Source organism: Salinibacterium sp. NK8237 (assembly GCF_015864955.1).
Lineage (GTDB): Bacteria > Actinomycetota > Actinomycetes > Actinomycetales > Microbacteriaceae > Rhodoglobus.
Window position 1 is genome coordinate 195,070 of the sequence record NZ_JADYWE010000002.1, and the last position, 15,566, is coordinate 210,635.

Genomic DNA, 15,566 nt, shown 5'->3' on the forward strand with positions numbered 1-15,566 from the left:
TTGAGGTCTACAGGTGCGGGGGATCAGGCGACGCTGCGGAGAGCTTCGGCGGGGCGAAGCCGCGCTGCACGCCATCCACCGAATGCTCCAGCGAGGAGGCCTCCGACGATTGCGAGGGCAACGGCGATGCCGATGATTCCGAACGTGATGGGGATCTGGAGAGCAACATCGGTTGTGGCTGCCGCTGCCGTGGTTGCGGCATCACCGAATCGGTTGCCGCCGCCACCCTGGGCAGCGCCCTGGCCGGCAACCGTGGTTGTGGCAACCGCGCTTGCGCTGAGCACGGGAGCAATGAGGTTGATCGAGAGAATTCCGAGCAAGCCGATTACGACTCCGATCACGCCACCGATGGCACCCTGCACGAGCGATTCGCCGGCAACCTGACGCACTACGGCGCCGTTGCTCCAACCAATTGCCTTCAGGGTTCCGAACTCACGGGTGCGACGAGCGACGCCCGACGTCGTGAGCAGCACGGAGATGAGGAAGGCAGCGGCGAGCACGATGATCGAGAGCCACGTTCCGAGCTTTCCGACGAGGTCGGAGGCGGTAGAAAGCGAACCGGAAACGCTCGATGCGAGGTCTTCTTGAGTCTTAACCGAAGCATCCGGGAGCGCCGTCTGCAGTGCTGACTGAACGGCTGCTATGTCGTTTGAGCTTGCCGCTTGCACGTACACGGTAGAGATTTGACCCTCAAGGTCAGCTACACGCTGAGCGGTATCGAGCGGAATGTAGGTGTTGGATGCCGTAGTAGCGTCAGACGACGTTGAGGTGACGGTTCCGATGATGGTGAATTCTTCGCCACCAATCTCAAGGGTGTCGTCGACGGCGAGTGAGCTCGTGGTGGCGTAGCTCGTGTCGAGGATTACGACGTTGGAGTCACTGTCGGTCGTCTCGAACGCGCGGCCGTCGACGAGTTCAACGGAAGTGAGTGGGCCGACGCTTTCGCCGGCTACGTCGATTCCGGTAACCGTGAAGGTGTCTACTTCGAAGGCGCTTCCGCCTGCTCCGTCTGGGCCGCCACGGCCGCCCTGCGCTTCGCCCTCGCCGGGTGCTGCGCCTTGCTCGGTACCTTGGTCGGTGGTGACGTCGGGTGCTGCTACTTCGCCGCTGAAGCTCACATTGGTGAGGGCGAGGGTGGCGGTGGCTGCGGCGACGGTGTCTAGGCCGAGGGCAGTGGTGAGAGCCTCGGCATCGAAGGTGGTGCTGGCGATGCCGCTGGTGAGAGTTGACTGGCTGATTGCTGTGGTGCCGTCGGCGGTTTCGCCGTCATCGGCGCCGAACTCGAACCGGGGCTGTTGTTGCTGAGCGGTTCCCTCTTCGCCTTCGACAGGGGTTTCGGGGTCTTGCGTGATCGTGATGTCAGTTCCGACACCGTAGACGGAGGCCAACACAGTGGCTTGGGCATCCTTAACACCGGCTGCGACGCCGTTGACGATCATGACGAGCGCGATGGCGAGTGCCATTCCGGCCGCGATGATGGCTGTTTGTTTGCGTCGATTGCTGAGCTCTCGATACAGGTACGTTCCGAACATGGGTCTCCTCGGGTGATGCGAACGGTGCGGTAGTGGAGCCAAACCTAGGAACGACGTCTATCAGGGGTCTATGGCAAGGCTGAGAGTGCACCGAGAAAGTCACTAACGTGCGGCACGCTCACCAGATTGATAAGCGCCGCACAGAAATTTCATAGGAAACTCCGAATAACTAGAGGACATGACCCAGTCACACCACCTCCCCGCCGTCCAGGCTCAACCGCGACTTAGCCGCGCCGATGGAACCGCCATTCGTGCGGTGGTGGTCGACGACGAAGATTCGCTCACCGACCTTCTCTCCATGGCATTGCGCTATGAGGGGTGGGATGTGCGGCTCGCGTCAGATGGCCCGCAAGCGCTGTCGACCATCCGCGAGTTCAAACCTGACGTCGTCGTTCTCGACATCATGCTGCCTGGCCTCGACGGACTCTCGGTGCTTTCTCGCTTGCGGGCGGACGGCATCCAGACCCCGATTCTTTTTCTCACCGCCAAAGACTCAGTAGACGATCGCATCGCCGGTCTCACAGTGGGCGGCGACGACTACGTCACGAAGCCGTTCAGCCTCGAAGAGCTTGTTGCGCGATTGCGGGCGTTGCTGCGTCGTTCAGCGCTCACGATCTCGGGGGAGGCCAACCCCATCATCGAAGTCGGCGACTTGAGCCTCGATGAAAGCACCTACGAAGTGAGCCGCGCGGGCACCCCGATCGAGCTCACTGCGACCGAATTCGAACTCTTGCGCTACCTTATGCGTAACCCACGCCGTGTTTTGAGCCGAGCACAAATCCTCGACCGGGTGTGGAGTTACGACTTTGGGGGCAAAGCAAGCGTGGTTGAAATCTATATTTCTTACCTTCGCAAGAAGGTCGATGTTCTTGGCCCGCCCATGATCCAAACCGTACGCGGTGTTGGTTACATGTTGCGGGCTCCAGAATGACCAGGCCTCGAGAAGTTCGAGCCCCAGGCACTCGTCGTCCACCGCTGAGCCTCCGCAATCGTTTGGTGCTGGGAAGTGCCGCTCTCATAGCGCTAGCGGCAATTCTCATCGGTGTGGTGAGTGTCCTAGCGCTTCAGGGTTTTCTGGTCAATCGCCTCGATGCTCAGCTCGAGGCTGCGTCGAATCGTTCTCAGGGAGCCCTCGAGGGGCGTCAGAGCGAGGAGCCCGGTCGAGTGCCGCCTGCGGGTGACTTTCTCGCACTGCCCGGGCAGAGCGAGGGAACTATCGCGGGACTAGTGAGCTCCAACGGTCAGATCACTGCTGGCGTTCTCGGCAATGAAGGATCCTCGGCGCCGCTCACGGAAGAGCAGCTTGAGTCTCTCGCCGCGGTTGAAAAAATCGGCGAGCCAACCACTATCTCGCTTGGTGGTGATCTGGGGTACTATCGCGTTATCGTGTCCCAGAATCAGGCTCGAGGTGAGTCCCTGATCGTCGCGCTGCCGCTCTCTGACGTGAACGCGACGGTTCTTCAACTCACCACCCTTGTTGTTGGAATTGGCCTTCTCGCCATCATCATCGCGGCCATCGCCGGGGCAATTGCTGTGCGCTTTGCACTCCGCCCGCTCGAGCGCGTCGCGGAAACGGCGACCCGTGTGTCTGAGCTCCAACTTGATCGCGGAGATGTCGCGCTCGCAGAACGTGTTTCGGCCACTGACGCCGACCCGCGCACTGAAGTCGGGCAAGTGGGATCCGCGCTCAACCGATTGCTGGAGCACGTGGCATCCGCTCTGTCTGCTCGTGAAGCGAGCGAGAAGAAAGTGCGATCGTTTGTGGCGGATGCTAGCCACGAGTTGCGTACGCCGCTGGCGTCGATCCGCGGTTATGCCGAACTCACTCGCCGTGGTGGCCACGACATTCCCGATGACGTCGCTCATGCGATTGGCCGAATCGAATCAGAGTCTGTGCGCATGACGGGTCTCGTTGAGAGCCTGCTGCTGTTGGCTCGTCTCGATGAGGCCGCGCCGGTTGAGCATTCGTCCGTCGATCTTTCGCGGCTGCTTATCGATGCCGTGGGCGACGCCCACGTGGCGGGCTCCGATCACGTTTGGGAGCTTGAGCTTCCGGATGACTCGGTCGTGATCAGCGGCGATAACGCTCGACTTCATCAGGTCGTCGCCAACTTGCTCACGAATGCGCGCGTGCATACTCCCGCAGGCACCACTGTCACCGCCCGCTTATCTCGCGAGGGAGACCGTGCCGTCATTGAGATCAGCGACACGGGGCCGGGTATCCGGGATGACCTGCAAGCAACTGTCTTTGAACGTTTCGTGCGCGGTGACAGCTCCCGATCGCGTGCTGCGGGAAGCACTGGTTTGGGTCTCGCCATTGTTGCTGCCGTCGTTGATGCGCACGGAGGCGCGAGCTCCGTAACTAGCGAGCCGGGCAATACCGTGTTCCGTATTGAGCTGCCTGCGGGTGTCGTTCTCTAACTCCGGCTTGCGCAGGTGCTCCCCATCACGTATTCTTATCGAAGCCAAAGACCGCCGGTCGTTTGCGCGCACGAAAGTGTGTGTGATCGAAGTTCGTGAAAACGAAGGCCAGCGCAGGTGTGTGAAGTAGTTTTCCGGCCAGTTCTGGCCGCAACTCAGCTCCGTGCCTCTGCGTTAGCGCAGTAGTGCCGGAGCTTTTTCTTTTCTCCAGCCACTCTTTACACTTCCGTGCGGCTCTGAGGCAGACACACATCAACCAGTAGGGAGCACCATGGCGAACAAGGAAGCATCGGTCGCCGAGCTTACGGATCTTTTCCGCAACTCGACCGCCGTTCTGCTAACCGAGTATCGCGGACTCACTGTTGCCCAGCTCAAGGAGCTGCGCAAGTCAATCAGTGAGCACGCAACATACGCCGTGGTGAAGAACACGCTGACAAAGATTGCAGCTAACGCAGCAGGCATTTCGTCGTTCGACGAAGAGCTCGTTGGTCCGTCTGCAATCGCATTCGTACACGGAGACCCTGTCGCCGTTGCGAAGGCTATGCGTGACTTTGCCAAGGCAAACCCTCTTCTCGTGGTGAAGGGTGGTTACTTTGACGGTAACGCGCTCACCGCTGAAGAGGTCACCAAGCTGGCCGCACTGGAAAGTCGGGAGGTGCTCCTTGCGAAGTTTGCTGGAGCAGCCAAGGCTTCACTGTTCGGCGCCGCTTATCTGTTCAACGCACCGCTCGCTCAGGCCGTTCGCACGGTCGACGCGCTGCGCGAGAAGCAGGATTCCGCGCAGTAACGCGCGGGTTAATTAGCTTAAGAAATATAGGAGAAAATCATGGCGAAAATGTCAAGCGACGACCTCATCGAGGCCTTCAAGGAACTGACCCTCATCGAGCTCAGCGACTTCGTTAAGAAGTTCGAAGAGGTCTTCGAAGTTACCGCTGCTGCTCCGGTTGCTGCTGCTGCCGCACCTGCTGCTGCTGCTGAAGAGGTTGAAGAGAAGGATTCCTTCGACGTCATCCTCGAAGCTGCTGGCGAGAAGAAGATCCAGGTTATCAAGGAGGTGCGCGCACTCACGAGCCTCGGTCTCGGAGAGGCGAAGGCAGTCGTTGACGGCGCTCCCAAGGCTGTACTCGAGGGTGCAAACAAGGAGACCGCTGAGAAGGCAAAGGCTGCTCTTGAAGAAGCCGGCGCAACCGTAACCCTTAAGTAGTCGAATCCTTTAACTAGGTTCGAGTCTCGTTAGAGACTTACTTCGTCAGAAAGGCGTCACCCTTCGGGGTGGCGCCTTTCTGCGTTAAGCCGCGCGCGGGCAGCCCAGAACAGCGCCGGAAGAAGTTCCTCGGGGGAGGAGCCGGTGAGAGAGGGGGTGGGGCGCCTGGTAACCAGCCGAGCGCCCCACCAACGTGCCGAATCCGTTGACACCAGGGATCAGGTTCCGGAGGCGGATATTTCGACACGGAACCGCTAGGCGCGTAAAGAATACGGGGCTAGCGGAAGTGGTGTCACTAACCTATCGAGGTGAGTCGAACCCAGCAACTACAGCGAGGGTGATTAGAGGGTTAGTCACGGGTGATATCCACCTGGAGACCTAATTCGCGAGATTTGTGGATCGCTTCCACCCGCGATGTCACTCCTAGTTTGCGGTAGATGCTCTTGAGGTGGGACTTCACGGTGTTGACTGAAATGAACAGTGTCTCCGCGATTTCTGAGGAGCTGCTCCCGCGCACGAGTTCGCGGGCGATCGATCGTTCGCGATCGCTCAGCGCGAGTGAATCCCGTGGAGCCAATATGACGGTGAGGCCGTCAAGCCGCTTGATGAGCGCTCCCACTTCGAGAGGCTGGCTTCGCGTTGCCGCGCGAGTAAGCATCTCCTGAACTACTTCGCTCGGAATGAGCCTGAAGGGGCTATGCATGCGGTTGCGCGCTGCCAGGCGCAGTGCGCGGTCGAATGCAACGCTCGATTGCTCTTCACCGCCGAGGGTGAGGTGTGCTGCGGCTTTAACGAGGAAGACGTCCGTGAGAGTGCGGCTCGAGTGGTTGTCTCCCAATGACTCGCATTCGCGCAGCGCATCCAACGCACCTCGAGCATCGCCCGTAACGAAGCGTAGGTGAGCAATAAGGCGGTTAGGGCATACGACGTGGTGCTGGGTGGGAGCCAGATTCGCGAGCAATTCCCAAGCTGAGCCGCTGTCGCCGAGCTGCAGTAACGCTGCTGCCCGCAGCCCCCGGATCGCAGAGTCGGCGAAGCCAGCAGGTTGCCATTCGTCGAGCGAAAGAAGCGCTTGCCGCAACTTTTCAAGACCTTCGTGTGCGTTCCCCACGAAGAGCTCAGTGAAGGCTTCCGCGTAGAGCCCGAGCGGTTCCCAATCACTCTCCTGAGTGGCCTCGTGAACCCGCGCGACGAGCGGGCCGCTCGAATCTGTGCCGTTTTGCATGACCCCGATCAACAATTCACTGATCAGAGCGGGGGCGTTGAATTTGCTGTTTCGCAGCGAAGGGCTGGCCCCAGCCGACTCTGCTCTGGCGATATAGCTGAGGGCGTGCTCGAAGTCACCCATCAATAGCTGGATGAGAGCGAGACATCCAAAGACTTCAAGCTGGTTGGCCAGACTGAGATTTGTCTCGGCAAGCGAGCCGGCTAGGCGGAAGTCTGCCTTCGCCCGATCGAAATCGCCTCCGTGGAAGGCAATTGCACCGCGATGAAGGGCGATCTCCGCGGTGAGGGGAACGCGCCGTGCAAGCGGGATGACGTCGCGGCTATCTGCGATGGCGCTCGCACTGGCAATTGCGGCAAGCGCATCGTTCAAGCGACCAAGCGAGCGCAGGGCCGCCGCGTACCGCACAAATAACGTGGCACGCACGAATGCGGGAGTTTCGGGCGTGAGTAGCGCGAATGCTGCCTCGAAGTAGGGGAGAGCTGTAGTGCGGCTGGTCGAATCAACAGAGCGGAAACTTGTCGCATAGCCCGTGACCAACCAGGGGTCGTTATGCCACAACTCGTCTGGGGTGCAATCGAGCATCCCGCGAAGTGACGCACCCGCTGTGCTCACCATCTGAGGCCAAGACTCTCGCAGCTCATTGAGGGCGGAGGTGAAATCTCCAGTGGAGCGGGCAGCATCGAAAGCGCGTTGGAGCGCGCTAACGTCGGCTGTCGCCATTGGTGTGTTCCCCCCTTCGAAACAATTGTCTCGATGAGTTCGAAGATCTCGCCTAGTCGGGTGGGTGACGCGAGCGGTTAAAGACTACCTCTTCTGCGCGTCTCGCTTGCATTCTTTCCCAGCAACCCCCCATAATGGGCACGTCGCATTCTTGACCCCCGAACGTGTGACAAATCCCGAAAGAGCTACCCGGAATTCCCCGCCGGTCTAACGCGCCCCCAGCGTATTAGTTCGAATTGTTCCAGGCCGCTCGTTACCCGAGAGCGAAACCCGAAGTGAAAAACATTTTGGCGCGTTTGCGCGCAACAAATCGAAGCCCCCGATTCGATAAGTCCACTGGCCAGAAGCGAAAACTGTGGTCGTTGAAAGACACTCGCGGCATCGCCGCCGCAGTAGCTCTTGCTCTTGTCGTCGGATCAGGACTAGCTGTCGTCTCTGTGTCGTCTGCTGCTGAGGCGCACTACCGCGACATCACGGTTTCTTGCGAGGCGGTTCACGTTACGGGCAGCTCGTACAACACCAAGGGCGAGAACTACGTCACCATCCAGATCGACGGTGGTAAGACCGAGAAGATCACCTTCGAGAAGAGCTTTGACTCGAGTAACGCCATGTACGCGAAGCTCTTCACGTTCTCCGACCCGACGGTTTCGCACACGTTCAAAGCGACCATCCAAGGGTGGGACGGTTACAAAAAAGAACTCGCAGGCGAATCCACTCCTTGTGCGACTCCGGTTATCGCAAGTTTGAAAGCGACCAGCTGTGAAGTTCCGGGAGGATCCACCGACATTTCCGCAACGTTCAAGGGATTGGTCGCAGATCGTAAGTACGAGCTCACGCTAGAAGGCGGCACAGACGGTCCGCGCACCGTTGAGTATGTACCGACCCAAACCACGGGAAGCTACACCTGGACCGGTGTAGACCCTGGAGCCTCATACAAGGTAACGCTCACTGATACGACTAACCACAAGTTGAGCGCATGCAAGAGCGTCAAGACGCTCGAGTGTCCCGCGGTAGCTGGCATCGCCATTGTCCCGACGGAGTGCACGGTGACAGGCGAAGAAGCATCGCTCAAGGTCAACGTAAGCAATCTTGTTGCTGGTCGCACGTACCTCATTGAAATCGTCAACGCCACGTCAGGCAAGATCGCCGAGAGCCACGAATTCCAAGCGAGCGCTTCTGTCGGTTCATACAACGCGACTGAAGTGATGACCTCCGGTTCCTACTACGCGACGATCGTCGACATGAAGCAAGCGAACGCCACTCCGTTGAAGAGCAGCACGCACACCTTCCTTCCTTGCCCTGAGGAGATCGCGAAGCCAGTTCTGACCGCAACTCAGTGTGATGTTGTCTCGTCAGAGGGCGAAGGCGAAATCGCCGTCGCAGTCGAATCGTTGGTACCCGGCCGCACCTACAACATCGTTGTGTCGAGCCCGTCAGGCACCCCGGTTCTTTCTGAGAACGACTACGTCGCCACGAGCGACCGCTTCGAGATCACGCTGACCGACCTCCCTGCAGGCGAGTACACGGCGTCGGTTACGGATGCGGCTGTTTCGGAGTACACCAACAGCGCAGTCGTGACGCTGCTGCCCTGTGCGACGAATGACACCACTGTCGCGTTGACCGCCGATGAGTGCACCATTCCTGGTGGCGACACCTCGCTCACCGCAACGGTCTCTGACTACGCTGTCGGCCGCGACTACACCGTTGCAGTAATGCTCGACAACGTAGTTGTCGGTGAGCCTCGTGCACTTGACTCCAGCACCGGAACCGCGCAGCAGTTCACGTTTGATGGACTCGAAGCTGGACACACCTACCGCGTAATCGTGACGGACACTGCATCGAACCCCACGGTTACGGCAGCTGCTGACATGTTCTTGGCTGCGTGCCCAGAAGCCCCGGCAGTTCTCGGCTCACAGGTTGAGTGCAGCGTTGATGGTGAATCGGGCATCGAAGTTGTAGCAGGAAACCTCTTCGCTGGTGAAACCTACACGGTCACCGTCGTCGTCAAGTCGACTGGTGAATCGGTCCCCGGTGTCGAACCAGTAGTGTTCGTCGCTGACATGCCGACCCGCACTGTAACCATCGAGAACTTGCCTACCGCCGAGACTTACACCGTCACCGTCGAAAGCGACAGCATGGAACTCGTGAGCACGAGCGAGCTGACGCTCGAAGTGTGCGACCTTCCGACGCTCCCGCTTCCTCCCGAGGAGCCGACCACAACGACTCCTTCTTCAGTTGAGTTGCCGACCCTGGCATACACAGGCTCGAGCACAATCGCTCCGACACTCGCTGGACTCGGGTTCCTGCAGCTCGGATTGGTGCTCGTAGGGTTCAGTGTTGCGCGACGACGTTCGGTAGTTCGCGGCAGCTGATCCTGACTGTTCGGCGGGCAACCCTAGTTGCCCGCCGAACTCCCTCCTAAGGTTTCTCGCACAGCGCACTCACGCGCTGTGCGATTGGCCGTTAAAAACGGCAACAGCAAACTAGGCTCAAATAATGAGCACAGTAGGTGGCCCCCGGCGTGGTGGCAGGGTCAGCGGTGGAGATTATTCCGCCCAGAAAGCGGAGAACGCGGCAGCTCCCAAAATTCCGAATCTCCTCCACCGCATCGCTCGACTTTTCGATCCCCACAAGCCGGCTCTCACTCTCACCATCACGCTGGTGCTGATCGGCGCAGCCATCAGCGTGCTGCCGCCACTACTGACCAAGCAAGCCTTTGACGAGGGCCTTTTCCCCACAACGGGAACACCAGACATTCCTGTACTGACACAACTCGTCAGCATCATGATCGTGCTCTGGGTCGCCTCTGCCGCGCTGGGCGTCTGGCAGACCTACCTCACCGCGACAGTCGGCAATAAGGTCATGGGTGCTCTCCGAGTGCGCCTCTTCGACCAGCTGCAGCGTATGGAGCTCGCATTCTTCACCCGCACAAAGACGGGCGTCATCCAATCCCGACTCCAAAACGATGTCGGTGGAGTCGCCGGTGTGCTCAACAACACCGTGTCGAGCGTGATCGGTAACACCGTCACGGTGATTGCCGCGTTCATCAGCATGCTTGTGCTGAGCTGGCAGCTCACCGTGGTCGCAATCATCGTGCTTCCGGGCATTGTGATTGCTCAACGACGTGTCGGACAAATACGTGCGCGCATTGCTACGAAGACTCAAGAGTCGCTCAGTAACATGACGGCGATCACTCAAGAGTCACTGAGCGTTTCGGGCATCCTGCTCTCCAAGACCTTCAATCAGCAAGACGTCGAGACCCAGCGGTACTCCGACGAGAACGAACAGCAGGTCGATCTGCAGGTGCGTCAGCAGATGAGTGGGCAGTGGTTCTTTGCCACCGTCAACATCTTCCTCTCGGTCATACCGGCGATCGTCTATATGGTCGCCGCCTACCTTATTACTGGTGGCGTTGACGTGACCGCCGGAACAATCGTCGCCTTCACCACCGTGCAGGCACGCCTCATGTTCCCTCTTCTTGGTCTCATGCGTGTGGCACTCGACCTTCAAACCTCGTCAGCACTCTTCGCGCGCATTTTCGAATACCTCGACCTCAAGCCCGCGATTACCGACGAGGCTGATGCTCATCTGGTAAACACAGACAAGCTCGGAGCGATCGCTTTCGACAACGTGACATTCCGCTATCCGGATGCTGACGCATCCACGAAACCGACGCTCGACTCGGTGAGCTTCTCGATCGAGCCCGGACAGTACGCGGCGTTTGTCGGCCCGTCCGGTGCCGGCAAAACCACGGTGTCGTATTTGATCCCGCGCCTGCACGAAGCGAGCGACGGGCGCGTGCTCTTTGCCGGGGATGACGTCAAGAATCTCACTCAAGATTCCCTCATTCGCAACATCGGCATAGTGAGCCAAGAGACTTATCTCTTTCACGCGAGCATCGCCGAGAACCTTTCCTACGCGCGACCGGATGCCACTACCGAGCAGATTGAAGCTGCGGCCCGTGCCGCTAACATCCACGAGACGATCATGTCGTTCCCCGACGGTTACGCCACCACGGTGGGGGAGCGCGGGTACCGGCTTTCGGGCGGCGAGAAGCAGCGCATCGCTATTGCGCGTGTGCTGCTCAAAGATCCTGGGGTGCTGATTCTCGACGAAGCAACGAGTGCGTTGGACTCGATCTCCGAGCGCATCGTGCAAGCCGCTCTCGACACTGCTTCGCGGGGTCGAACCACCATCGCGGTAGCGCACCGGCTGTCGACAGTACGTTCAGCTGACGTGATCTTCGTTGTCGTCGCTGGCGCGATTGTGGAGCGGGGAACGCACGCCGAGTTGATCACGCGCGGCGGCGAGTACTCGCGGTTGTATGCGGAGCAGAACCGTACCGACTGACGGGTCGCACACATCCTCTCGGAGACCACTGCCGGCGCGGGTGCCGGTGTGGTGTGCGCTGGGCGTAGGCTGGGGGAGCCCTCGGGGTTGCGGGCATCACAATTTTGCCGCGCCCACAATTGGGCCTTCTCTTAGCTAGGAATCGCTTGACTACCGTCGTTCATCCCGGTGACTCACTCTCTGCACGTCAACGGCTTGTGTATGTTCTCGTGCTTGGTGCGCTCACTGCGCTCGGGCCGTTTACCGTCGACCTGTACTTGCCGGCGTTCCCGCTCATTGAAGCGGACCTCGACACGACCGCCGCCATAGTGCAGCTCACGTTGACAGCGACGACCCTTGGCTTTGCGCTTGGTCAACTGATCGTTGGCCCGCTGAGCGACCGAATCGGTCGACGCCTTCCGCTACTCGTTGCCACGAGCGTGCACCTCATGGCGAGTATCGGAGTTGCCCTCGCGGCCAACATCGAACTGCTCTTTGTCTTTCGCCTTATCCAAGGAATGGGAGCGGCGGCGGGTGCTGTCGTCACTATGGCAATCGTGCGCGACCTCTTCGGCGGGCTTCCTCTGGTGCGGATGCTGTCACGCCTTGCCCTCGTGCAGGGACTTGCGCCCATCTTGGCTCCGCTCATCGGGTCTCAGCTTTTGCTGATCACCCCGTGGCGTGGAATGTTTGTCTTCCTGGCGATCTACGCCGGTTTGGTACTGATAGCGGCGTGGTTTCTTATTATCGAAACCTTGCCGCCAGCCCGGCGCCGAGATCTCGGCCATGCGACGGCAGGGCAACGCTACAAGGCACTCTTCACTGACCGGGTATTCGTGGGCACGGCGATCATCGCGGGAATGACCTTCTCAGGGCTCTTCGCCTACCTCGCCTCATCGCCGTTCCTCTTACAGAACGTCTACGGTCTTGATCCTCAAGCGTTCGGTCTTGTCTTCGCCGTGAACTCGGTGGGGGTCGTGATCGGAGTCCAGTCCGCAGCATTCCTGATGCGATTCATCGGGCCGCAGTGGATTCTTGCAGGCTCCGGAGTCATGCTGCTGCTCTCGGCATCCACAATTGTGTTCCTCGACATTGTGAACGGCGATCTCATCACGGTGCTGATTCCCCTGTTCTTCTTCGTGATGTCCTGTGGCTTCTCGTTCCCCTGCACTCAAGTGTTGGCGCTCGCCAACCACGGGGGAGAAGCAGCGACGGCGGCGTCAGTGTTGGGCGCCGTGAACTTTGGCCTTGCCGGACTCACCTCACCCATCGTCGGTGCCTTCGGAATCACCAACGCCATCCCGATGGGCATTGTGATGGGGAGCACGGCAATCGTGTCGATCATCGTCATGTGGACGGTCATCCGTCCGCGCACCGTGCCCGCGCTATCGCGCTAAGAATCGCGAAAACTACTGAGGCTCACGAAAGGCTGACAGCCGCGGAATGTCTCGGTAGTCACGAAGATTCATCCGATAGCGTAAACCAGTGAACTCTGAAATCTCGCCCGCAGAAGCCCGTCAGATCACCCGGCGGTGGCCCCTTATTAGCGGCGTGAGCGCGGTGGTGCTTGCAGTGCTGCTCGGCGCACTGATCGCGACACGAGACGGCGTGCTGAGCCTCGACCAGTTGGTGCTCGACGATCTGTTGAATATCCGTGCCGATGTTTTCACTGTGCCGGCCTTGGCCATGAATTTCTTGGGTGGCGGCTGGTTTGGGGTGTTCGTCGTACCGCTCGGAGGAGCTCTTGCTTTCTTTCTGGTGAAACGTCGCTGGGCTGCTCTCTACTTTCTACTAGCCTCCGCGCTCAGCGCTGGCGTCGTTCAATTGCTCAAGTCACTCTATGGCCGTGCGCGGCCCGACGAGATTTTGGTGACCGCCGACGTCGGTTCATTCCCCTCGGGGCATGTGGCGAACGCGGCAACGCTCGCGGTCGTGTTGATCATCCTGTTGCAGCGGCGGTGGGTTCTGGTGGCCGGCATCGTGTACACAATCTTGATGATTCTGAGTCGAACGTATTTGGGAGCTCACTGGCTCAGCGACACCATTGGTGGCGCACTCGTTGGCATCGGTGTCGCAGTCATTGTGTGGGCGCCCTTCGCGCAGGCCTTGGCGACTGAAGGCACACAATTCGGCATCAAAAAGCGCGCTAGGCGACCCCACTCCGTAGGCTAGAAGAATGACGGATGCCGCAGCCCAAGTAGAAGCAGCCAAGAAAGCCCTAGCGGAGGCACAGGCTGCGCTCGCGGCTGCCGAACTGGCATCGGCGGAGGCCGCGCTTGCCGCCGAGCAAGCGGCTGCCGAACCGTCGGAGGCGGCAACCGCCGAAGCCGCTGCCGAAGCGACCCCCGCCGAAGCGACTCCCGCCGAAGCTGCTCCGGAGCAGCCGGCCACCGCAAAACCGGCCAGCGCAAACCCGGCCGCAGCACAACCTTCCAAGAGCACCGACTCTGGTGACGGGCCTCTCGCCGTGGCCGAGGTTACCGAAATCCGCGAGGGCTATGCCTTCGAGGGTGAGGTGCTTGAGATGGGCGCTCTCGTCAATGGGGATGCGCTCGCTGATGTTCCCGTGCGCATTCCGATTGCGATGCTTAACCGTCACGGCTTGGTGGCTGGTGCTACGGGAACCGGTAAAACGAAGACTCTGCAGGTGCTTGCCGAGCAGTTGTCGGCCGCCGGGGTTCCGGTTTTTGCCGCCGATATCAAGGGTGACCTTTCGGGGATCGCTACGGCAGGCAGTTCGAGCGAGAAGTTGCTGGAGCGCACCGAGTCGATCGGGCAAGACTGGCAGCCCGCGGCATCCCCGACGGAGTATTTCACGCTCGGCGGTAAGGGCATCGGCGTTCCCATTCGTGCGACAGTTTCGAGCTTTGGGCCACTGTTGCTCTCGAAGGTGCTCGGCCTCAACGACACCCAAGAATCGAGCCTGGGCCTGATTTTCCACTATGCCGACCAGACGGGTCTGCCTCTGGTCGATCTCAGCGATCTGCGCGCTGTTGTGCAATACCTGTTGAGCGATGATGGCAAGGCTGAGTTGAAGAACCTGGGCGGGTTGTCCTCTGCGACGGCCGGCGTCATCCTGCGTGAACTCATTGGCTTTGCGAACGAGGGTGCCGATGAGTTCTTTGGCGAGCCCGAGATCGATACCTCGATCTTTCTGCGCACCAACGCCGAGGGCAAGGGCATCGTAAGCCTGCTCGAGCTGCCGGGCGTGAGCAACAAACCGGCGCTCTTCTCGACGTTCTTGATGTGGCTTCTTGCCGATCTCTTCAACGACCTGCCTGAAGTGGGTGACATCGATAAGCCAAAACTGGTCTTCTTCTTCGATGAAGCTCATTTGTTGTTCAACGATGCGTCGAAGGACTTCATCGAATCGATCACGCAAACGGTTCGGCTGATCCGTTCCAAGGGGGTCGGCGTGGTGTTTGTGACGCAGACGCCCAAGGATGTGCCGAGCGATGTGCTCGCGCAGATTGGATCCCGCTTCCAGCACCAGCTGCGCGCCCACACGCCTGACTCGGCAAAAGCGCTCAAAGCGACAGTGTCGACTTACCCGACGTCGGGTTATGACTTGGGCGAGGTGTTGACCTCCCTCGCCACCGGTGAGGCGATCATCACTGTCATGAACGAAAAGGGAGCTCCGACCCCGGTGGCGTGGACTCGGTTGCGTGCCCCACAAGGCTCAATGTCGCCAACGGATGCCGCCACGATGGAGGCTGCGGTCGCGGCATCCCCGTTGATGGTGACCTACGGCACCGCGATCGATCGTGAATCTGCGCGGGAAATCTTGGCTGTGAAGATGAATGCAGCGGCGGAAGCGGATGCCAAGGCGGAGGCAGCAGAAGCGGCTGAAGCGGCCGCGAAAGTTGCCGCCAAAGACGCGGAGAAGCTCGCGAAGGCGCAGGCCAAAGAGCAGGCGAAGGTGCAAGCCGACTACGAACGAGCGCTCAAGGATATGAATAAAAAGACGACGTCGCGCACCACAACGCGCACGACAACGCGCAAGCAACCCAACGTTTTGGGTGACGCCTTGGGTTCACGAACTGGACAGACGGTCGTGCGCGAGGTGCTTCGCGGGATTTTTTCGACACTTAAACGTCGCTAATTTTGGCCGACATCCGGAGCGCGCCGTGGC

General features: G+C 59.8%; 11 protein-coding genes. 9 read left to right on the forward strand and 2 right to left on the reverse strand.

The features are described from left to right. Positions 1 to 23: 23 nt before the first annotated feature. Complete coding sequence (locus tag I6E56_RS11350; RefSeq protein ID WP_197138634.1) at positions 24 to 1,532, reverse strand: ABC transporter permease; 1,509 nt, start codon at positions 1,530 to 1,532, stop codon at positions 24 to 26. Between the two features lie 178 nt (positions 1,533 to 1,710). Between I6E56_RS11350 and I6E56_RS11355 the strand changes: the two genes are divergently transcribed. From I6E56_RS11355 to rplL, 4 genes are all read left to right on the forward strand, one after another. Beyond that, the gene (locus I6E56_RS11355) at positions 1,711 to 2,463 is read left to right on the forward strand and encodes a response regulator transcription factor (RefSeq protein ID WP_197138635.1); all 753 of its coding nucleotides are present in this window, start codon (positions 1,711 to 1,713) and stop codon (positions 2,461 to 2,463) included. Continuing rightward, positions 2,460 to 3,953: a cell wall metabolism sensor histidine kinase WalK gene (locus I6E56_RS11360; protein WP_197138636.1), complete on the forward strand. Its 1,494-nt coding sequence runs from the start codon at positions 2,460 to 2,462 to the stop codon at positions 3,951 to 3,953. The genes I6E56_RS11355 and I6E56_RS11360 overlap by 4 nt, the downstream gene beginning before the upstream one ends. A gap of 271 nt (positions 3,954 to 4,224) precedes the next feature. Then, positions 4,225 to 4,740, forward strand: a complete 516-nt coding sequence (gene rplJ, locus I6E56_RS11365; RefSeq protein WP_197138637.1) for a 50S ribosomal protein L10 — start codon at positions 4,225 to 4,227, stop codon at positions 4,738 to 4,740. Positions 4,741 to 4,779: 39 nt separating this feature from the next. Next, positions 4,780 to 5,157, forward strand: coding sequence for a 50S ribosomal protein L7/L12 (rplL, locus tag I6E56_RS11370; RefSeq protein ID WP_197108011.1), 378 nt, complete (start codon positions 4,780 to 4,782; stop codon positions 5,155 to 5,157). 349 nt (positions 5,158 to 5,506) lie between these two features. Here the strand turns inward: rplL and I6E56_RS11375 are convergent, their stop codons facing one another. Further along, positions 5,507 to 7,105 carry a helix-turn-helix transcriptional regulator gene (locus I6E56_RS11375; RefSeq protein WP_197138638.1) on the reverse strand — a complete coding sequence of 533 codons (1,599 nt, stop codon included), beginning with the start codon at positions 7,103 to 7,105 and terminating at the stop codon, positions 5,507 to 5,509. Between the two features lie 362 nt (positions 7,106 to 7,467). Between I6E56_RS11375 and I6E56_RS11380 the strand changes: the two genes are divergently transcribed. The 5 genes from I6E56_RS11380 to I6E56_RS11400 all read left to right on the forward strand — a co-directional run bounded on the left by I6E56_RS11380 (position 7,468) and on the right by I6E56_RS11400 (position 15,536). After that, positions 7,468 to 9,477, forward strand: a complete 2,010-nt coding sequence (locus tag I6E56_RS11380) for an RTX toxin (RefSeq protein ID WP_231606605.1) — start codon at positions 7,468 to 7,470, stop codon at positions 9,475 to 9,477. Positions 9,478 to 9,601: 124 nt separating this feature from the next. Continuing rightward, positions 9,602 to 11,455 carry an ABC transporter ATP-binding protein gene (locus I6E56_RS11385; RefSeq protein ID WP_197138640.1) on the forward strand — a complete coding sequence of 618 codons (1,854 nt, stop codon included), beginning with the start codon at positions 9,602 to 9,604 and terminating at the stop codon, positions 11,453 to 11,455. A gap of 146 nt (positions 11,456 to 11,601) precedes the next feature. Then, the gene (locus I6E56_RS11390) at positions 11,602 to 12,831 is read left to right on the forward strand and encodes a multidrug effflux MFS transporter (protein ID WP_197108003.1); all 1,230 of its coding nucleotides are present in this window, start codon (positions 11,602 to 11,604) and stop codon (positions 12,829 to 12,831) included. A gap of 88 nt (positions 12,832 to 12,919) precedes the next feature. Then, entirely contained in the window at positions 12,920 to 13,606 is a 687-nt protein-coding gene (locus tag I6E56_RS11395) for a phosphatase PAP2 family protein (protein ID WP_307842841.1), read from the forward strand. A gap of 4 nt (positions 13,607 to 13,610) precedes the next feature. Beyond that, positions 13,611 to 15,536, forward strand: a complete 1,926-nt coding sequence (locus tag I6E56_RS11400) for a helicase HerA-like domain-containing protein (protein ID WP_197138641.1) — start codon at positions 13,611 to 13,613, stop codon at positions 15,534 to 15,536. The last annotated feature ends 30 nt before the right edge of the window (positions 15,537 to 15,566 follow it).